The 19,975-nt window shown below is 42.0% G+C and carries 18 protein-coding genes and 1 other annotated feature; of the genes, 5 read left to right on the forward strand and 13 right to left on the reverse strand.

The features are described from left to right. Window positions 1-426: 426 nt before the first annotated feature. The 3 genes from clpB to rluD form a co-directional block, all read right to left on the reverse strand. Window positions 427-3,000 (reverse strand): ATP-dependent chaperone ClpB, encoded by a 2,574-nt coding sequence (gene clpB, locus C5471_RS18060; protein ID WP_133816151.1) that lies wholly within the window; start codon window positions 2,998-3,000, stop codon window positions 427-429. 135 nt (window positions 3,001-3,135) lie between these two features. Further along, complete coding sequence (gene yfiH / locus C5471_RS18065; RefSeq protein WP_133816150.1) at window positions 3,136-3,867, reverse strand: purine nucleoside phosphorylase YfiH; 732 nt, start codon at window positions 3,865-3,867, stop codon at window positions 3,136-3,138. Then, the gene (gene rluD / locus C5471_RS18070; RefSeq protein ID WP_133816149.1) at window positions 3,868-4,845 is read right to left on the reverse strand and encodes a 23S rRNA pseudouridine(1911/1915/1917) synthase RluD; all 978 of its coding nucleotides are present in this window, start codon (window positions 4,843-4,845) and stop codon (window positions 3,868-3,870) included. It abuts the gene before it with no gap. A 138-nt stretch (window positions 4,846-4,983) separates the two neighbouring features. Between rluD and bamD the strand changes: the two genes are divergently transcribed. The 3 genes from bamD (at window position 4,984) to pheA (ending at window position 7,786) form a co-directional block, all read left to right on the forward strand. Continuing rightward, entirely contained in the window at window positions 4,984-5,715 is a 732-nt protein-coding gene (gene bamD / locus C5471_RS18075; protein ID WP_133816148.1) for an outer membrane protein assembly factor BamD, read from the forward strand. A gap of 289 nt (window positions 5,716-6,004) precedes the next feature. After that, a complete protein-coding gene (gene raiA / locus C5471_RS18080) occupies window positions 6,005-6,343 on the forward strand; it encodes a ribosome-associated translation inhibitor RaiA (protein WP_133816147.1) in 339 nt (112 codons plus the stop codon). Window positions 6,344-6,452: 109 nt separating this feature from the next. After that, window positions 6,453-6,574 (forward strand) — a sequence feature (Phe leader region). A gap of 54 nt (window positions 6,575-6,628) precedes the next feature. Beyond that, window positions 6,629-7,786 carry a bifunctional chorismate mutase/prephenate dehydratase gene (gene pheA / locus C5471_RS18085; protein ID WP_133816146.1) on the forward strand — a complete coding sequence of 386 codons (1,158 nt, stop codon included), beginning with the start codon at window positions 6,629-6,631 and terminating at the stop codon, window positions 7,784-7,786. Between the two features lie 40 nt (window positions 7,787-7,826). On the opposite strand, the gene tyrA is transcribed toward pheA, so the two are convergent. From tyrA to ffh, 8 genes are all read right to left on the reverse strand, one after another. Continuing rightward, window positions 7,827-8,948, reverse strand: coding sequence for a bifunctional chorismate mutase/prephenate dehydrogenase (tyrA, locus tag C5471_RS18090; RefSeq protein WP_133816145.1), 1,122 nt, complete (start codon window positions 8,946-8,948; stop codon window positions 7,827-7,829). 5 nt (window positions 8,949-8,953) lie between these two features. Then, on the reverse strand, window positions 8,954-10,048 hold the full coding sequence (locus C5471_RS18095; protein ID WP_166296228.1) for a 3-deoxy-7-phosphoheptulonate synthase: 1,095 nt from the start codon (window positions 10,046-10,048) through the stop codon (window positions 8,954-8,956). A 645-nt stretch (window positions 10,049-10,693) separates the two neighbouring features. Beyond that, on the reverse strand, window positions 10,694-11,497 hold the full coding sequence (locus tag C5471_RS18100) for an alpha/beta fold hydrolase (RefSeq protein ID WP_133816144.1): 804 nt from the start codon (window positions 11,495-11,497) through the stop codon (window positions 10,694-10,696). Between the two features lie 190 nt (window positions 11,498-11,687). Next, window positions 11,688-12,041, reverse strand: a complete 354-nt coding sequence (gene rplS / locus C5471_RS18105; protein WP_021325982.1) for a 50S ribosomal protein L19 — start codon at window positions 12,039-12,041, stop codon at window positions 11,688-11,690. 69 nt (window positions 12,042-12,110) lie between these two features. After that, the gene (trmD, locus tag C5471_RS18110; protein WP_133816143.1) at window positions 12,111-12,863 is read right to left on the reverse strand and encodes a tRNA (guanosine(37)-N1)-methyltransferase TrmD; all 753 of its coding nucleotides are present in this window, start codon (window positions 12,861-12,863) and stop codon (window positions 12,111-12,113) included. A 39-nt stretch (window positions 12,864-12,902) separates the two neighbouring features. Further along, on the reverse strand, window positions 12,903-13,451 hold the full coding sequence (gene rimM / locus C5471_RS18115; RefSeq protein ID WP_133816142.1) for a ribosome maturation factor RimM: 549 nt from the start codon (window positions 13,449-13,451) through the stop codon (window positions 12,903-12,905). An 18-nt stretch (window positions 13,452-13,469) separates the two neighbouring features. Further along, on the reverse strand, window positions 13,470-13,718 hold the full coding sequence (rpsP, locus tag C5471_RS18120) for a 30S ribosomal protein S16 (RefSeq protein ID WP_133816141.1): 249 nt from the start codon (window positions 13,716-13,718) through the stop codon (window positions 13,470-13,472). Window positions 13,719-13,854: 136 nt separating this feature from the next. Beyond that, window positions 13,855-15,216: a signal recognition particle protein gene (gene ffh / locus C5471_RS18125; RefSeq protein WP_133816140.1), complete on the reverse strand. Its 1,362-nt coding sequence runs from the start codon at window positions 15,214-15,216 to the stop codon at window positions 13,855-13,857. 183 nt (window positions 15,217-15,399) lie between these two features. Between ffh and C5471_RS18130 the strand changes: the two genes are divergently transcribed. Together C5471_RS18130 and C5471_RS18135 are read left to right on the forward strand one after the other, a co-directional pair. Continuing rightward, window positions 15,400-16,191, forward strand: coding sequence for a cytochrome C assembly family protein (locus C5471_RS18130; protein WP_133816218.1), 792 nt, complete (start codon window positions 15,400-15,402; stop codon window positions 16,189-16,191). Between the two features lie 45 nt (window positions 16,192-16,236). After that, on the forward strand, window positions 16,237-17,529 hold the full coding sequence (locus C5471_RS18135) for an HlyC/CorC family transporter (protein ID WP_166296231.1): 1,293 nt from the start codon (window positions 16,237-16,239) through the stop codon (window positions 17,527-17,529). 106 nt (window positions 17,530-17,635) lie between these two features. Here C5471_RS18135 and luxS read toward each other — a convergent pair whose 3' ends face one another. Both luxS and gshA read right to left on the reverse strand, forming a co-directional pair. After that, complete coding sequence (luxS, locus tag C5471_RS18140) at window positions 17,636-18,151, reverse strand: S-ribosylhomocysteine lyase (RefSeq protein WP_133816139.1); 516 nt, start codon at window positions 18,149-18,151, stop codon at window positions 17,636-17,638. Between the two features lie 155 nt (window positions 18,152-18,306). Next, window positions 18,307-19,866, reverse strand: a complete 1,560-nt coding sequence (gene gshA / locus C5471_RS18145; protein WP_133816138.1) for a glutamate--cysteine ligase — start codon at window positions 19,864-19,866, stop codon at window positions 18,307-18,309. Between the last annotated feature and the right edge of the window lie 109 nt (window positions 19,867-19,975).

The following is a 19,975-nucleotide window of genomic DNA, read 5'->3' on the forward strand; positions in this document are numbered from 1 at the left end:
CAAAGAAACTGACTGTTATTTCGTCATGAATTAACTGTTGTTCACTCTTCAAGACTTTAGTGTATTTTTTTGTGATACGGTCTTGTGAGTGCCCACACAGATTGTCTGATTAATTGTTAAAGAGCAGGCTGAAACAAAAATTGATATTCTCGTTCAGCCGGGCTGCGTATACTACGCTTTTCGCCCGCAGAGTCAAGCGCTTAATTCACTTTTCTCTGCCTGGCCTCACACGCTTTGTCAGCGTTGTGTCGGTCAGTGGTGGCGCATTATAGGGCGTTCTTCGGCGCTGGCAAGCGTTTAATTACAAAAACAATTCGATCGCTCACAAATTAAGCAAAAACAGTACTGAATTGCGATTCCTTGCACAAAATGGAAAAAAAAGAGGCAGTTTCCTACCTCTTTAAATATCTTTAGTTAAGTATAAAGTTATTGTTTTGCCACTATATGGCTATTTTCCACATCCAGGGTCACTGGTTTTCCTGGTAATAACTGACCGGAAAGTATCTTTTGAGCTAATGGGTTTTCGATTTCCTGCTGGATAGCTCGTTTCAATGGTCGTGCGCCATAGACAGGATCGAACCCGGCTTCTCCCAGCATTTCCAACGCTTGCTGAGTAATAGTAACTTGATAGCCACGCTCTTCCAGACGTTTGTACAAACGTTGCAATTGAATATCTGCAATTGCTGACAAATGCCGACGTCCTAATGGATGGAACACAACAACCTCATCAATGCGGTTAATAAACTCCGGTCTGAAATGATGGCTAACAGTTTCCATCACCATATCTTTCATTTCACCATAATTTAGGTTACCAAAACGCTCTTGAATCATGTCCGAGCCTAGGTTAGAAGTCATGATCACAACGGTGTTACGGAAATCGACAGTACGACCTTGCCCATCAGTTAATCGACCATCATCCAATACCTGCAACAAAATGTTAAAGACATCTGGATGCGCTTTTTCCACCTCATCAAGCAAAATGACAGAGTAAGGACGACGACGAACAGCCTCTGTCAGATAACCGCCCTCTTCGTAACCGACATATCCTGGGGGCGCTCCCACCAGCCGTGATACTGCATGCTTTTCCATAAATTCAGACATATCGATACGCACCATTGCATCATCGCTGTCAAACAGGAAATTAGCCAAAGCTTTGCATAACTCAGTTTTACCCACTCCAGTTGGGCCAAGGAACAAGAATGAACCAATCGGACGGTTTGGATCAGATAGTCCAGCCCGATTACGGCGAATCGCATTGGATACCGCATCTACCGCTTCATCCTGACCAATAACACGTTTGTGCAATTCTTGTTCCATACGCAGCAATTTGTCTTTTTCACTCTCAAGCATTCTGGAAACAGGAATACCCGTCCAACGAGCAAGAATTTCAGCAATTTCCGCATCGGTCACTTTGTTACGGAGCAGTTTCATAGGCTTACCTTCAACTTGTGTGGCTGCGGCAAGCTGCTTCTCCAATCCAGGTATTTTCCCATACTGAATTTCAGACATCTTCGCTAAATCACCACTACGGCGAGCTTGTTCCAGACTGATACGGGCATTTTCCAGTTCTGCTTTGATATTCTGAGTACCAGTAAGTTCAGCTTTCTCAGCTTTCCACTCTTCTTCCAGTTCAGAATATTCACGTTCTTTCTCAATCAGCTCTTTATTAAGCATTTCAAGCCGTTTTTTACTGGCATCATCAGATTCCTTTCTCAGTGCCTGCTGTTCCAGCTTTAATTGAATAACCCGACGTTCCAGACGGTCCAGCGTTTCAGGTTTTGAGTCCATTTGCATACGCAGACTGGCACCCGCTTCATCAATCAGGTCGATAGCTTTGTCCGGTAACATACGATCTGAGATATAACGATGAGATAATGTTGCTGCCGCGACAATCGCAAGGTCTGTAATCTGTACATGGTGATGCAGTTCATAACGTTCTTTCAGACCACGCAAAATAGCGATGGTATCTTCTACTGAAGGCTCTGCAACGTAGACTTTTTGAAAACGACGTTCCAGTGCCGCATCTTTTTCAATATATTGGCGATATTCATCCAATGTAGTTGCCCCGACACAGTGAAGTTCACCGCGGGCCAGAGCAGGTTTCAGCATGTTACCTGCATCCATTGCCCCCTCAGCTTTACCTGCACCAACCATAGTGTGCAATTCGTCAATAAACAGAATGATACTGCCTTCCTGTTTAGAAAGATCATTCAGCACACCTTTCAATCGCTCTTCGAATTCACCACGATATTTAGCGCCTGCTAACAGTGCCCCCATATCCAGAGAAAGAACCCGCTTATTTTTCAGTCCCTCAGGGACTTCTCCATTAATAATTCGTTGAGCAAGCCCTTCGACAATGGCAGTTTTACCGACCCCAGGTTCACCAATTAAGACAGGGTTATTTTTGGTACGGCGTTGCAATACCTGAATAGTGCGGCGAATTTCTTCATCACGGCCAATCACCGGATCAAGTTTACCTTGTTCAGCACGTTCAGTCAGATCAATGGTATATTTCTTAAGAGCTTGGCGTTGATCTTCCGCGCCTTGGTCATTAATTTTTTCACCACCACGCATTTGTTCTATTGCCTTAATGATTTTTTCTTTTGTTGCTCCAACAGTTTTCAATATGTCGCTCAATGTGCCACGCTCTTCCAGCGCTGCCAGAACAAATAATTCTGAGGAAATAAAATTATCCCCCGCTTTTTGTGCTAGTTTGTCGCACAGATTTAAATGACGAATTAAGTCATTAGATGGTTGCACATCACCACCAACACCCTGTACCTGCGGCAAACGTTCTAAAGCCTGCTCAAGCTGATTGCTGAAACGACCTGCATCGATTCCAACTAACGTTAATAACGGACGAACAGAGCCACCTTCTTGTTTTAACAGTGAGCTCATCAAGTGAATTGGTTCGATGAATTGATTATCATGCCCCAGCGCAAGGGACTGGGCGTCAGCAAGAGCAAGCTGGAATTTATTAGTAAGACGATCCAGACGCATAACACCTCCAATACTGATTTCAGAATTTTGCTACTGGAGATTAAATGAGGCCATTCCTCAAATATTCAAGATGATTCTGAAAAGCAAATTGTGAGGCATTCTCTTATGCGCCAGTGGATCGCCCTATGGGATAGGTTATATCAGCCAGATTAAAGTTGCCATACGTCCAGTGATACCATCACGACGATAAGAGAAAAATTTCTCTTTATTACTGACAGTACACTCAATCCCGCCAAAAATCGCTTTTACACCAACAGATTGCAATTTTAATTTTGCCAGCAAATATATATCTGCTAAATATTTCTCACCAAAAGGTACAAAAGCTTTACTTAGATCAGAATTCTGTGCAATGAACGCTTCCATAACTTCACTGCCGACTTCAAATGCTTTCGCGCCAATTGCCGGTCCCAACCAGGCTTGAATTTGATCAGGCTTAGTTTTAAATTGAGCAACCGTATTTTCTAACACTCCAGCGCATAGACCACGCCAACCAGCATGAGCAGCTGCAACCTCATCACCAGCAGAACTGCAAAACAGTACAGGCAGGCAATCAGCTGTCATCACAGCGCAAACCTGCCCAGGAATGTCGGTGTAAACAGCATCAGCTTTATTATCTTCCACTGGCTGACCATCAAGCCTGACAACACGAGTGCCATGAACCTGTTCTAACCAGACCGGCTGTCGAGGCAATTCTGCCACTTTAGCCAGAATATGCCTGTTTTGTTCAACCACATCAGGCTCATCACCAACATGCTTACCAAGGTTCAGACTATCATAAGGCGACAAACTGATTCCTCCCAAGCGGGTGGAACTACAGGCTTTTACTGTCGTCGGTTGTGACCAATTTGGAAAAATAAGCGACGTCATTTACCAATCCATTTTGTCTTTAAATGCTTCTGTATCTGCTTTTAATGCATTAATCAGCATAACCATATCTTCCGGTAAGTTAGCATGCCATTCCATTTCAATTCCGGTAATCGGATGATAAAGGCGTAGCATTGTGGCATGCAATGCCTGACGATCAAAGTTGCGCATCACATCGCGGAATTCATCGGAAGCGCCTTTCAAAGGACGAGGACGACCACCATACAGCGGATCTCCCACCAAGGAATGACTAATATGGGCCATATGAACACGTATCTGGTGCGTTCTACCTGTTTCCAGCCGCAAACGCAAACGGGTATGCGCCCTGAAATGCTCCATCACCCGATAACGGGTAATTGCAGGTTTTCCCATCGGATGTACTGCCATATGTGTGCGTTTTGTCGGATGACGAGAAATAGGCTCTTCAACTATTCCACCAGCCGTCATACGACCTGTCGCTACAGCTTCATACTCACGGGTAATTTCGCGCAGTTGGAGTGACTCCACTAAACGAGTTTGAGCAGGAACAGTTTTAGCTATAACCATAAGCCCTGTCGTATCTTTATCAAGGCGGTGAACAATGCCCGCCCGAGGAACATCGGCTATTTCAGGGTAACGATATAGCAGAGCATTTAATACCGTACCGTCTGGATTTCCCGCACCTGGATGAACGACCAAATCACGTGGCTTATTTATTACCAGAATGTCATCATCTTCATAGACAATATCTAACGGAATATTCTGAGGTTCCCAACGTGCATCTTCCTCAATGATGGCATCAATTGAGATTTCTTCCCCGCCCAGTACTTTTTCTTTTGGCTTATTGATTAATTTGCCATTAACCTGAACTCTATCATCCAAGATCCAATTTTTTATGCGTGATCTTGAATAATCAGGGAACAATTCAGCCAAAGCCTGATCTAAACGTTGACCGAGCTGAGAATCGGCGACTGTTGTATTAAGTCGTATTTGTTGTGCCATATATTGTTTCTACACTTACGTTGAGTTTTGACGGCAGAGCCGTTTAATTTAATATAGTGTGCTATTGTAACTCGATCTTTTGCCGGGAGCTTCATGGATAGTCTCCCAGAAAAACACTCAGAGGATAATCAACACGTGATGATACGCATAAAACATCTGGTGGCAGCAGCCACATTGAGCCTGGTACTTGCCGGGTGCTCTGGTAGTAAGAATGCTGTCCCAGACAGCCCACCTTCGGAAATTTACTCCGCTAGTCAGGAAAAGCTGCAAAACGGTGACTATAAACCTGCGATCTCGCAATTGGAAACCCTCGATAACCGCTATCCATTTGGCCCTTATTCACAGCAAGTTCAACTTGATCTGATTTATGCTTATTATAAATCCTCTGACTTGGCAATGGCATTAGCTTCCATTGACCGCTTCATGCGCCTAAACCCAACTCACCCCAACATTGATTATGTTCTGTATATGCGCGGATTAACTTCACAAACATTGGATAACAGCGCACTGCAAAGTTTCTTCGGCATTGACCGCTCAGATCGTGATCCTGAACATGCCAGAGCATCATTCAGAGATTTTAGCCAATTAATACGTTATCATCCTAACAGTCTATATGCTGCCGATGCCAGTAAACGTTTAGTGTCTATCAAAGAGCGCCTGGCGAAATATGAACTTTCTGTTGTGGAATATTATAACAAACGCGGCGCTTATGTTGCGGTGGTAAATCGAGCGGAACAAATGCTGCGAGATTATCCTGACACACAGTCAACCCTGAAAGCACTACCTTATATGGAAAAGGCTTATGCACGTTTGGGTTTAACGGCACAGGCAGGTAAAGTAGCAAAACTCGTTGCTGCTAATCCAGCATAAAGAAACAGACAAAATAAAACAGCAGTTCCGGCTGCTGTTTTATTTTTTACTTAATAAAACACAAATAAGGACTGTTTATCAAGAAGGTTAATAAAGACTTAACTTATCAATAATGTCTCATAAGCTTTCATCCCGCAATAGATATTCTTCGTATTTTTATCGCTAATCACAATTACTTCAACTAGTTGCCACACATCCGATTAAAGGTGATTTAGATCACATTTTTTATGAAAAAGAAATGTATGCTGAAATTATTGAAGGTGGATAATCAATAATGAGAGGTAACTATATGATAGTGAACATTACCAGCAAACAAATGGAGATTACCCCGGCAATTCGCAACCACGTAGAAAACCGTCTGAGTAAACTGAATAAATGGCAAGTAAACCTGATAAATCCTCATATTATTCTATCAAAAGGCCCTCAGGTTTTTATGGCTGATGCAACCATAAGTATACCAAATGGTACGCTAGTTGCAGGTGCAAAGCATGAAGATATGTATGTTGCCATCAATGAATTGTTAGCAAAACTGGAACGTCAGTTGAATAAAGTACAACACAAAGGAGAAGCACGCCGTACTTATAACAGTGTTAAAGAATCAAATCTTGATCTAGAAACACAACAATAAAATAACTATGGCTTGTCTCTAACGCGTCCGATTTGGGCGCGTTTTTTTATTGACAGAAACAACAACATAAGGTTAATTAGGGTACATTGTTTATACGGACTGTGAATATGATGAATACAAACCTGTTTTTCTTCTCCTTCTTTTTTACCTTCCCCTAAGGGGGAGGCTTTCGTCCTTGAAGAAAGAACCAGAAGACGAACAGCAAGCCTCCCAATTGGGAGGCTTTTTTCTGTCCACTGCAAACATATTATTATCAGAATATGAATAACCAATTAGGAACTCATTATGGATCAAAACAATTTGCTGAAAATACGGAAAAAAGTCAGCGAACTCGATTTAAAGTTACTGATTTTACTGGCAGAACGACGCCAATTAGCCTCTGATATCGCACAAACTAAATTACAGGATAATCGTCCCATCAGAGACAAAGATCGTGAACGGGAGCTATTAGATGTTCTAATCAAAAAAGGAAAAAGCCACGGGCTTGATGGCTTCTATATCACCCGGCTGTTTCAAACGATCATCGAAGATTCTGTACTCACTCAGCAAGCATTATTGCAGCAACATCTCAATCAAACACCCTACGATTCAGCTCGTATTGCGTTCCTTGGTCCTCGTGGTTCCTATTCTCATATCGCAGCCCGCCAATATGCAGCACGTCATTTTGATCAATTAGTTGAATGCAGTTGCCATAAGTTCCAGGATATCTTCCCCCTGGTTGAAACCGGACAGGCTGATTACGGAATATTACCAATTGAAAACACCAGTTCTGGCTCTATCAATGATGTTTATGACTTATTGCAACATACCAGTTTGTCAATTGTAGGAGAAATAACGATTCCTATTAACCATTGCCTGCTAGTTGCAAGAAATACAGAACTATCACAGATAAAAACGGTTTACAGTCACCCTCAACCATTCCAACAATGCAGTCAATATATTAATCAATTCCCGCATTGGAAAATTAAATATTGCGAAAGCACCGCCGCAGCTATGCAAAAAGTCGCTGAACAGAATTCACCAGAAATTGCCGCTTTAGGCAGTGAAGCCGGTGGTGCACTTTATCAGTTACAAGTCCTGGAACAAAATCTGGCAAATCAATCACATAATATTACCCGTTTTATTATTGTTGCCCGTCAGCCCATCGAAGTTTCAGAACAGGTACCATCCAAAACGACATTTATTATGGCTACTGGGCAACAAGCGGGAGCGTTAGTAGATGCACTTATGGTGCTAAAAGAACATAATATTATTATGAGTAAACTGGAATCTCGCCCGATTAGCGGAAATCCGTGGGAAGAGATGTTTTATATTGATGTCCAAGCTAATATTCGTTCAATCAATATGCAACATGCCCTGAAAGCATTAGCGGAAATTACTCATTCATTAAAAGTATTGGGATGTTACCCAACAGAAAGTGTAGTTCCAGTCAGTCCATCTTGATTAAAAAGAACCGGATATTCCGATATCCGGTTCTTTTTAATTATTGACGACTATCATTCGCTTGTTGAAGCAATACTCTGCTCTCTTTCATAAAGTGAAGCGCATAATCACCAAACCATTCACTAACATCTTTAAAACTGCTGATAAAAGCCTGTTTATCTTGGTTTTCCAGTAACTCAAGCGCTTGTCCAAAACTTTGGTGATAACGACGTATAAGATCAATATTCTCTGGCGATGACATAATAATATCAGCGTAAAGCTGAGGATCTTGCGCAAACAATCGCCCTACCATAATCAGCTCCAGACGGTAAATTGGTGAGGATATTGATAATAATTGTTGTAAATCAGTATCTTCCTGTGCGAGATGTTGCCCATAAGCGAACGTCGTGAAGTGGCGTAACGCCTGGATAAAACTCATATTTTTATCATGCTGTTCAGCATCCATCTGATGCAGGCAAGCCCCCCAAATCAGCAGCTGTTCCAAAAACCACTGATAAGCTTCCTCCTGGCGTCCGTCACAGTAAACAACAACCTGTTTTACCAAGCTGCCTACATCCGGCCCAAACATAGGATGTAGCCCCAAGACTGGACCTTTATGCACATCAAGCATAGCCTGTAATGGTTTCTGTTTGATAGATGCCAAATCCACCAAAATACAATGATCAGGTAGTGGTGGTAAACGGCGAATAACCTCTTCTGTCAGATGAATAGGTACACTGATAATGACCATACCTGCACCAGTCAGAATCTGCTCTGCGTCAGGCCAATCTTGTGGTTCCAGATTTTTGACTTCATAACCAGACAAAGTTAACAGCCGACCAAACAGTTTCCCCATTTTACCCAAGCCACCAACAATGACTATCGACCCTAATTGAGGGCAGAGAGTTTTAAACCCTTTGTCATTTTCGCTGGTATAAGACTCCCGCATAATGCGACGCAGAATATCTTCAATTAAATCCGGTGGAACACCAAAATCTTCAGCCTCCTGCCGACGTGAAGCAAACATCGCCGTTTCTCTGTCAGGCGCATAAATTGGCAACCCATTCTGGCTTTTTACCTCACCGACCTCTGCAACTAATTCCAGTCGCTTTGCCAGTAAATCCAACAAAGCTTTATCCACTTCATCAATCTTGTCCCGCAATTGAGATAATTCAGCCACCATACTTATTATCCTGCTTTTTTCAAAATCGTAATTCTTTGCGACAATTGCGGACTGATTTGCTGATGCAATTTTCTCAGAACCGCTTCTGTAGTCTGCCAATTAATACAAGCGTCAGTCACTGAAACACCATATTTCATTCCACAACGAGGTTGCTCAGAAGATTGGTTACCTTCATTAATATGGCTCTCCAACATAATCCCCGTGATAGATTGGTTACCTGAAATAATCTGCTCTGCTACAGAATCTACAACCACGCTTTGGCGACGAAAGTCTTTATTAGAGTTACCATGACTGCAATCAATCATCAAGGATGGCAATAATCCAGACTTCATCATCTGCTGTTCACATTCCATTACATGTTCAGCGCTGTAATTAGGTGTTTTACCCCCACGTAAAATAATGTGTCCATTCGGATTCCCTTGTGTTTGCAACAAACATACCTGCCCTGACTGATTTATTCCCATAAAACGATGTGGCATAGCAGCTGCACGCATCGCATTAATTGCTGTACTTAAGCTACCATCAGTCCCATTTTTGAAACCAACCGGCATAGATAAACCTGAAGCCATTTCCCGGTGTGTCTGAGATTCTGTCGTTCTTGCGCCAATTGCCGACCAACTAAACAAATCTCCTAAGTACTGTGGACTATTCGGATCTAAAGCCTCTGTTGCAAGGGGTAATCCCATTTTAACCAAGCTAATTAGTAAACGACGGGCAATATGCAAACCCGCTTCCACATCAAATGAACCATCCATGAACGGATCGTTAATAAGACCTTTCCAACCCACTGTTGTTCGAGGTTTTTCAAAATAGACACGCATTACGATGTGCAGACTGTCACTTAATTCAGAAGAAAGTACCGCCAAACGATGAGCATAATCCAGAGCTGCATCCACGTCATGAATAGAGCAAGGGCCACATACGACCAGTAAACGGGGATCACGACGCTGAATAATGTCAGCAATTATTTTACGTGCATTTGCAATAGTATGCAGATCATTACCACTGAGTGGATATTGTTCTTTTAGTTCTTCCGGAGTTATAAGAATTTGTTCACCACTGATGTGAACGTTATTAAGTGCATCTTTTTGTATGAACATTTCAGTTATCTCCTCAAATTGTCATTCTGTGTTAATTTATTTTTATGTATTTGACCAATAACATATCATGCATCGTAAAGAATTCAATCCAAATGTGTAAATAAAATATAAATAGTGTAAATATTTATTTACATTAATGGGATTTTTAGCCAAATTATAAATACATCCAGATAATTATTAATAATATTAAAATTATCACAAAAAAAACACATTAGAAATAATTATTAATATTAAAACACAAGAATTAATATTTTGTTATTATTGATTTTGTATATTTATATTTAAAATCATCAAGTAAAAAAACATTCATCTCGTTTTTATTATTGAGAATAAATAACATTTACAGTCGTACTTTATATTCCAGTTAAATCATCTCAATTTATTTATATGAAATTAATGAACCATATTAATAAAATATTAAGTTATTTCAAACTCACTATTTTCAGCAATTCATTAAGGAAATTTATGATAATACTACAGCCAGAGATATAATAGTTATATGCTTATTACCAGCAGACGTTATGAAGGAGATCTGTATCACCCGTTCTTATATATGGGTTATATCCTGATGAAAATATTGATGCAGATCTTTACTAAACTCAATATTAAAGGCCGGATAATCCGGCCTTTTCATTAAAAGAACCGTTACAGAACTTGCTGTAAAAAAACAACTAATTCCTGATTAACTTTATGGGGTTGCTCCAATGTTGAAATATGCCCCGCGTCCTGAATAACAACGTAATCACAGCGAAGTATTTCAGCCATCAAGTAACCTTCCAGAGGTGGGCGGGGCATATCTTGTTCACCAGTGATAACAAGAACTGGTATATCTAATCTTTCCAACAAATGAGTTCTATCTTCACGTCCAAAAATCATTCGTCCTAACGGAATAATACTATTACATAATACTTCCGCAGGAATTGTTACCAAACTCTGAGTTAACTCATCAATCAAATTTTGCGCTGGTTTCTGACTGAAAAAAATTGGCACTATTTGTTGTAAGATAGATTGCGGAATAGCGCCAGCCTGCTCTATCACATCCAACATAGCAAAGTATTTTTTATGGGTAACTTCAGGCTCTAACCCCACAAAGGTATCCATCAAAACCAATGCTTTAACTCTGTCCGGCACCATCGCTGCTAATTCAGTTCCCCACATACCGCCAGCCGATAAACCAATTACAGCAAATTCTTTAATTCCAAGTTGGTCCATTAACGCTAAGTAATCTCGCGCTAAATCAGCCAACGTTCTATGCTGCTCTGGTAATTCCGCCGAATTTCCGTGTCCCCACAGATCGGGAGCAATCACTCTGTATTTTTTACTTAAAACTTCGATTTGTGGTGCCCACATATCCGAGTTAAACAAATAGCTATGACCCAGTAATAGCGGGAAACCTTCCCCTTCATCTCGGTAAGCCATTGTTTTATTATGTAGTTGAATAGTTTTCAAAAGAAATCCTTATTTTTAGTTAGTTATGCATGAAATCATTTTAAAATACCCAGGATAATTTTCTTTAAGATTATTACTGTCAGATAATAAGATATTGCCGAGTAATTCATCAATAAATTAAAAATATAAAAAAAGAGGCCAGCAATTGCTGGCCTCTTCAACGATAACTTTCGGATGTAACGAAAGCGTATTATTTGCTGTTCAGACGCTCTTTAATACGAGCAGCTTTACCAGAACGCTCACGCAGATAGTACAATTTAGCTCTACGAACAGCACCACGACGTTTAACACTAATGCTGTCTACGACTGGGGAGTGAGTTTGGAATACACGCTCAACACCTTCGCCGTTAGAAATCTTGCGAACAGTGAATGCAGAGTGCAGACCGCGGTTACGGATAGCGATAACCACGCCCTCGAATGCCTGCAGACGTTTCTTAGAACCTTCTACGACCCATACCTTAACTTCCACGGTGTCACCCGGACGGAATGAAGGTACGTCTTGCTTCATCTGCTCTTGTTCAAGTTGTTTAATAATGTTGCTCATAATAATTCTCTTACCCTAGGTAAACTGATATATCAAAGACATTCATTCCCTTCAGGGAATATGTCTGGATTAATTCGTTGCTTCAGTTAGATGTTCCCGTTGGAACTCTGCCAGCAATATCCTTTGCTCGTCAGTCAGAGCTAGGTTTTCCAGAAGTTCAGGTCTTCTAAGCCAGGTCCGGCCAAGCGATTGTTTCATACGCCAGCGATTAATTTCAGCATGATTCCCCGATAACAGAACGGGTGGAACTTCCATGCCATCCAATACCTCCGGGCGGGTATAGTGCGGACAATCCAGCAATCCATCAGCAAAAGAGTCTTCCTCAGCCGATGCCTGATGCCCCAAAACTCCCGGAATAAACCGGGAAACAGAGTCAATCAGGGTCATTGCAGGAATTTCACCACCACTGAGCACGTAATCACCGATAGACCATTCTTCGTCAATCTCAGTTTGAATAACCCGCTCATCTATCCCTTCATAGCGGCCACAAATCAGAACCAGTTTCTCATTTGTGGCCAGCTCACAAACGCCTTGTTGATTGAGTTTGCGCCCCTGAGGTGAAAGATAAATCACCTTTGCACCTTCGCCTGCCGCAGTTTTTGCTGCATGAATAGCTTCCCGTAAAGGCTGAACCATCATCAACATGCCTGGACCACCGCCGTAAGGTCGATCGTCAACAGTACGATGCCGGTCGTAGGTAAAATCCCGTGGATTCCAGCATTCAATACTTAGCAAGCCATTTTTTACTGCCCGGCCAGTTACCCCATAATCGGTTATTGCGCGGAACATTTCAGGAAACAGGCTAATAACCCCAATCCACATTACAGCGTCCCACTCATTTAAACCGTTTATAACCGGAGTTTAAAAACCAGGATCCCAATCTACTTCAATAGTTTTAGTAGCGAGATCGACTTTCTTGATAACCTGCCCATCAAGAAACGGAATCAGCCGTTCCTTGACACCGAATGCATCTTTCAGGTTTGCTTTAACTACCATTACATCATTAGAACCGGTTTCCATCATGTCATTGACAGTACCCAAGCTATAACCTGTTGTGCTCACTACCTGGCAACCCATCAGGTCTTTCCAGTAGTAATCACCTGTATCCAGTTCCGGTAGTTGCGCTGAATCTACAGTAATTTCGCAATTAATCAGTAAATTCGCGGCATCCCGATCATCAATACCTTTAATTTTGACGATCATATCCTGATTGTGGTGTTTCCAGGCTTCCAGCTCGATATGTTGCCACCGACCTGCCCGTTGGATAAACCACGGTTGATACTCAAAAATGTCTTCGGCATGTTCGGTGGAAGAAAAAACTCTGAGCCAACCACGAATACCATAAGTTGAACCCAGTTTTCCCAATACGATTGGACTCACAGGAAGTTCAAGGCTGGTTTGCTTGCTCATAGTTACCACCGCGACAGATTAAGCTGCTTTTTTAGCGTCTTTGATCAGTGAAGAAACACGATCAGACATAGTTGCACCCAGACCCACCCAATGTTCAATGCGGTCCAGATCTAAACGCAGTACTTCTGCTTTCCCTGTTGCGATAGGGTTGAAGAAGCCAACGCGCTCAATAAAGCGACCATCACGCGGGTTGCGGCTATCGGTCACGACTACTTGATAAAACGGACGCTTTTTTGCGCCGCCACGAGCTAAACGAATTGTTACCATAACATCCTCATTAGTTAACAAAACAACCAGACTCCATCGAGGAATGAAGTCCAACTGTCAGATAAAAAGCCCGAAAAGTTTACTCACTTTGGCGCAAAAAGCAATCCAAAGTGGATATTCTTCGAGACTTTATCAATTAACGACCCATAAATCCGGGTGGCATCATGCCTTTCATACCACGCATCATTTTTGCCAGACCACCTTTCTTCATCTTCTTCATCATGCGCTGCATTTCGTCGAATTGTTTAAGCAGGCGGTTAACATCCTGAACCTGGGTACCGGAACCACTGGCAATACGGCGTTTACGGGAACCTTTGATAATTTCTGGTTTTCCCCGCTCTTTACGCGTCATGGAATTTATAATAGCTTCCATTTTCACCAGCACTTTATCATCCATCTGGGATTTTACTGCATCAGGCACCTGAGACATTCCCGGCATTTTGCTTAACATGCTCGCCATACCACCCATATTGCGCATCTGCTTAAGCTGATCCAGAAAGTCATTTAAATCGAAGCCGTCACCTTTTTTTAGCTTAGAAGCCAGCTTTTCTGCCTGGGTACGATCAACTTTACTTTCAATCTCTTCAATCAGGGAAAGAACATCTCCCATCCCAAGAATTCGAGAGGCAATACGATCCGGGTGGAAAGGCTCTAGTGCGTCAGTTTTTTCACCAACACCCAAGAATTTGATTGGTTTACCCGTGATATGGCGAATAGACAAAGCAGCGCCACCACGAGCGTCACCATCGACTTTAGTCAACACCACCCCCGTCAGTGGCAATGCTTCATTGAAAGCTTTTGCTGTATTCGCGGCATCCTGCCCCGTCATAGCATCAACAACAAACAGGGTTTCCACTGGATTAATGGCTTCATGAACCTGTTTGATTTCATCCATCATGGCTTCGTCAACATGCAGACGACCAGCAGTATCCACCAACAGCACATCATAGAATTTCAACTTAGCGTGCTGTACAGCTTTAGTCACGATATCGACCGGTTTTTCCTGAGCATCAGAAGGGTAGAAATCAATACCCACTGCCTGCGCCAACGTTTCAAGCTGTTTGATCGCCGCCGGACGATAGACGTCAGCAGATACCACTAAAACTTTTTTCTTCTGTTTTCCTTTCAGAAAATTACCCAGTTTAGCAACGCTGGTCGTTTTACCTGCACCTTGCAAACCTGCCATCAATACGACAGCCGGAGGCTGAGTGGAAAGATTCAGTTCACTGTTAACTTCTCCCATCGCCTTAACCAGTTCATTCTGAACAATTTTGACAAATTCCTGTCCGGGGGTAAGGCTTTTGTTAACTTCGTGACCTACCGCGCTCTCTTTCACGCACGAAATAAAGTCACGCACTACAGGCAATGCGACGTCAGCCTCAAGTAAAGCCATGCGAACTTCGCGCAGTGTCTCTTTAATATTGTCTTCAGTCAGTCGCCCACGGCCACTGATATTGCGCAATGTGCGCGATAGTCTGTCGGTTAAATTATCAAACATTATCTCTGCTCAATTTTTAAAAATGGGCTACCTGTAAGCGTATTATGAAAATTATAACACGATGATAAAGGGATCTCTGCACAGAGATTCGCACGGATGATTAACAACGGTTGGAGGCTACCCTTGCTGGCGTTATACTTAAGCTTTAATTCACCTGAAATTATCGCTAAAACGACTAACGCTATGCCAGTATTCTCTATAATTGCTTTATTCGCTTATTTACTCAGCCTGGTACTGATTATTCCCGGCTTACTGCGAAAACCGAATGGATACCGCAGACTGGCATTGCTTTCAGCGATTGTCGCTTTAATTTGTCATGCTATTGCGCTTAAATACCAGATCTTTCACGTCAGCAGTGGGCAAAATCTCACACTCTTGAACCTGGGTTCTATTGTCAGCTTACTTATTTGTATTATAATGACAATTGTCGCTTCCCACGGCCGTGCCTGGTTCCTACTGCCGATTGTCTATAGTTTTGCCATGATAAATCTGGCATTAGCCAGTCTTATGCCCGGTGAATTCATTACTCATCTGGAAGCCAGCCTTGAATTATCTATTCATATTGGCTTGGCTCTGCTTGGCTATGCGACTTTGCTTATCGCTGCACTATATGCTCTACAACTTGGGTGGCTGGATCATCAGCTTAAAAATAAAAAACTGACTTTTACTCCGGATATGCCCCCACTGATGTTCATCGAACGTAAAATGTTCCATATCACTCAGGTTGGCGTAATATTACTGACTCTGACACTCTGTACCGGCATCCTCTATATGGATAATATTTTCAGTAAGGAAAACATCCATAAAGCAGTTCTGTCTGTCATCGCGTGGTTTGTCTACATTGTTTTATTATGGGGCCACTACCATGACGGATGGCGTGGTAAACGAGTTATCTGGTTTAATCTGATTGGTGCATTTACCCTGACGCTTGCCTATTTTGGCAATCGATTATTGCAAGAAATCATGATTTATTAACAACATGATGTCCAATCAGTATCAATATTTGGAAGGAATTTTGCTTTGGAGCATGTCTCAACAAGCACATTAATTATCATTTTAATCATTATGCTTCTGGTTTCAGCGTACTTCTCTGCTTCTGAGACAGGTATGATGACACTGAACCGCTACCGCTTACGTCATCTGGCAAAGCAAGGAAGCCGTTCTGCACGTAGAGTTGAAGCATTGCTTCGTCATCCTGACCGGCTTATAAGCCTGATTCTTATCGGCAACAATTTGGTTAATATTCTAGCCTCAGCACTCGCTACCATCATTGGCATACGCCTTTATGGTGATGCTGGGGTCGCTATCGCAACAGGTGTTCTGACTTTTATCGTGCTGATATTTTCTGAAGTTATGCCAAAGACTATAGCCGCCCTCTATCCTGAAAGGATCGCTTTTCCGAGCAGTTTCCTGCTGCGCCCATTACAAAAAATCATGATGCCGTTAGTTTGGCTGCTAAATAGAATTACCTTATTGTTAATGCGTTGCCTTGGCATCAAACACCCTACTAGTCACAGTGATGCAATTAGTAAAGACGAACTACGCACTATTGTGAATGAATCAAATGCCAAGCTATCACGGCAAAATCAGGATATGCTGATTTCAATTTTAGACTTGGAGAAAGTCACCATCGGCGACATTATGGTTCCCCGTAATGAAATTGTTGGTATTGATATTAATGATGACTGGAAATCCATCATACGTCAGTTAACTCATTCACCTCATGGACGGATCGTGCTTTATCGTGATTCACTTGATGATGCTATTGGCATGCTCCGTGTACGTGAAGCTTACCGATTGATGACGGAAAAAAAAGAGTTCACCAAAAGAAACCTGATTAAAGCAGCGGATAAAATTTACTATATCCCGATCAGTGCTCCACTTAATGTTCAGTTGGTAAACTTCCAACGCAATAAGGAAAAAGCCGGGCTTATCGTTGATGAATACGGTGATATTCAAGGTCTGGTCGCTGTTGAAGATATCCTCGAAGAGATTGTCGGTGATTTTACAACATCAATGTCTCCATCTCTGGCTGAAGAAGTTTCTCCCCAAAGTGACGGTACTATTTTAGTCGACGGGACAGCCAACATCCGCGAATTAAATAAAGCGTTTGATTGGGCATTGCCTGTTGATGGGCCTCGAACTGTTAATGGTATGGTGCTTGAAGAATTAGGAGAAATACCAGAGCTGAACGTGCAAGTGCAAATTGGCAAATATAATTTTGAAGTGCTTTCTGTGAACGATAATGTCATTAAACAAGTTCGAGTCACGCCCATCAACCAACTTACCGGGCAAAAAACACAAACAGCTTAAATGATCACTTAAGATCCATACCGTTGGAGGTATGTGCTACGCCCCCAACGGTATACTCCTGCTAACATCTCATCGAAAAAATCCGAAATATCATCGCTGTTATAAACTATACATGCAATTGTGTTAGCTTTTCTTCTGGCAATGCCAATTCATCATTCTTATTAACACGAACATCTGAATCAAGAATATGACGGGCAATATCCTGAGCCTCTGTCAGTGAATGCATGTGATAAGTACCGCACTGATAAACATTTAGCTCTGGGATCTGACTCTGATCTTTCACTTTCAATACATCAGCCATTGCAGCTTTCCACGCTTCAGCAACCCGTATTTCTGCTGGTGCACCAATCAAGCTCATATAAAAACCTGTTCGGCATCCCATTGGCGATATATCAACAATTTCAACACCATCACCATTGAGGTGGTTACGCATAAAACCAGCAAACAAATGCTCAAGTGTATGAATACCCTTCTCTGGCATAACCTCTTTATTTGGCACACAGAAGCGTAAATCAAAAACTGTGATGGTGTCACCATGAGGCGTTTTCATGGTTTTAGCCACTCTTACAGCTGGTGCAGCCATACGAGTATGGTCAACAGTAAAACTATCTAGTAAAGGCATTTCTTCATCTCCACAAAAAATTCAGATTTTTTACAAGCAAATGAAACCTTTTCATCTACCACCGGTCGTAAAGAATGAAAGACGCGCAATTATTGCCATTCCTATTTTTCCAGAAGTTTTTATTTGGCCACTATTATTCGTGGCCATTTTCTTCTCTAGCATCCTGCCTGTTGTTTCAGATATTCATCAAAACTGATGGTATCTTCATATTCCAACGCGTCTTGTCGCTCCACGGAGGCCCTACGTTCTATTGCGAACTGTTCGTCGCTAATAACCTCATATTTTTCATTGACTAATTGCTGATGATATTCATCTGCCAATTCCAGCCCAAAGCCACCAATGCCCTGAGTCTTCATTTTTTCCAGCACACGAGCCGATAAAGTCAGTGATGAATCATCAAACATAGCAATCAATTCTTCGCAAACTTTCTGATATTGCGAACCAGAACAACTATCCAGTATTTCAGCAACCCGTTTCAAGTCATTGAATAATTCTTTGCCAACTCTAGCTAATGGTTCCTCCACGCTGCCACAGCCAAGGCCAATCACTTGCCCTGGTTTACGCCCTTCAAGGATCACTCTATTCCAGTTTTTGCGGCAACACTCCAACTCATCACTACTCATTTCCGGCGCTTCAGCAAGCACACACCATATTAAGAATAGGTCAAGAAAGCGAATTTGTGTTTCATTGACCCCAATCGCCGTAAATGGATTAATATCTAATGAACGAACTTCGATATATTCCACCCCTCCACGCAGTAAAGCATCAGAAGGCGATTCATTCCCTTTTGCAACACGTTTAGGCCGGATTGGCGCATACAACTCATTTTCAATCTGTAAGACGTTTGTATTGAGCTGAATATATTTGTTACCTTGCTTAATCCCCAACTTAGCAAACTCATCAGACGACTTGTGAATCGCTTTTTTCAGCCCTTCAACATAGGTACGAAGGTTATTAAACGTAATATTCAGATCACGCTGTGATTTATTGGTATATCCCAGATCACTCATTCTTAATGAAGTCGCATAAGGCAGATAGCAAGCTCCATTTTCTATGCGCTCAAAAGGCAAAGAAGTCTCTCTGCCACGCAAGAATGAAGAACAAATTGCTGGAGAAGCGCCAAACAAGTAGGGAATCACCCATCCAAAACGATAGTAGTTGCGGATCAAACGGAAATAACCCTCTGAGATCCGCTCTTTACCACTCTCTGCATCTTCAACGCCAGCCCATGCCTGCCAAAACTCAATCGGCAATGAAAAATTGTAATGAACCCCAGATATGGTCTGCATCAAAGCGCCATAACGGTTTTTCAGCCCTTCACGATATAACGTCTTATAGCGACCAATATTCGATGTACCATACTGAGCCAGAGTAATGTTCTCTTCCGCATCAATAAAGCATGGCATACTCAAAGGCCACATTTTTTCTTTATCCAGAACACGCGCCGTATGACGATGAATATCGCTAAGAAATGAAATAGTATATTTTATGTCATCATCGACTGGTGTTATGAACTCTAACAATGACTCTGCAAAATCAGTCGTAATCCATTTATGCGTAAGCGCTGCGCCAAGTGCTTTAGGATGCTCCGTTGCCGCCAAATCACCCTCTGAAGTAACACGCAATGTTTCACGCTCAACACCGCGACGAATTCCCTTTAAAATTGTCGGATGCGCCTCTAGCCATGATAGAGCCTTTGATACGTCCGGGATCAATTCGACCTCCCGTAGTGTTTTAGAAGAATTTTTATAAGGGTTTACTTTATCTTAAACAAGTCAAATTGTCGCTGATTAGATATATAAGCAAAAGTATTTCAGTGCTATA

The sequence above is a fragment of the Photorhabdus tasmaniensis genome, assembly GCF_011189505.1.
Taxonomy (GTDB): domain Bacteria; phylum Pseudomonadota; class Gammaproteobacteria; order Enterobacterales; family Enterobacteriaceae; genus Photorhabdus; species Photorhabdus tasmaniensis.

Coding starts and splice junctions, on each gene's coding strand:
- clpB (WP_133816151.1), bottom strand. CDS start 3,000: ATGCGTCTGGATCGTCTTACTAATAAATTCCAGCTTGCTCTTGCTGAC.
- C5471_RS18130 (WP_133816218.1), top strand. CDS start 15,400: ATGCCAGTATTCTCTATAATTGCTTTATTCGCTTATTTACTCAGCCTG.
- C5471_RS18095 (WP_166296228.1), bottom strand. CDS start 10,048: ATGTTCATACAAAAAGATGCACTTAATAACGTTCACATCAGTGGTGAA.
- trmD (WP_133816143.1), bottom strand. CDS start 12,863: ATGTGGATTGGGGTTATTAGCCTGTTTCCTGAAATGTTCCGCGCAATA.
- bamD (WP_133816148.1), top strand. CDS start 4,984: ATGATACGCATAAAACATCTGGTGGCAGCAGCCACATTGAGCCTGGTA.
- rimM (WP_133816142.1), bottom strand. CDS start 13,451: ATGAGCAAGCAAACCAGCCTTGAACTTCCTGTGAGTCCAATCGTATTG.
- rpsP (WP_133816141.1), bottom strand. CDS start 13,718: ATGGTAACAATTCGTTTAGCTCGTGGCGGCGCAAAAAAGCGTCCGTTT.
- raiA (WP_133816147.1), top strand. CDS start 6,005: ATGATAGTGAACATTACCAGCAAACAAATGGAGATTACCCCGGCAATT.
- rluD (WP_133816149.1), bottom strand. CDS start 4,845: ATGGCACAACAAATACGACTTAATACAACAGTCGCCGATTCTCAGCTC.
- rplS (WP_021325982.1), bottom strand. CDS start 12,041: ATGAGCAACATTATTAAACAACTTGAACAAGAGCAGATGAAGCAAGAC.
- luxS (WP_133816139.1), bottom strand. CDS start 18,151: ATGCCTTTACTAGATAGTTTTACTGTTGACCATACTCGTATGGCTGCA.
- ffh (WP_133816140.1), bottom strand. CDS start 15,216: ATGTTTGATAATTTAACCGACAGACTATCGCGCACATTGCGCAATATC.
- pheA (WP_133816146.1), top strand. CDS start 6,629: ATGGATCAAAACAATTTGCTGAAAATACGGAAAAAAGTCAGCGAACTC.
- yfiH (WP_133816150.1), bottom strand. CDS start 3,867: ATGACGTCGCTTATTTTTCCAAATTGGTCACAACCGACGACAGTAAAA.
- tyrA (WP_133816145.1), bottom strand. CDS start 8,948: ATGGTGGCTGAATTATCTCAATTGCGGGACAAGATTGATGAAGTGGAT.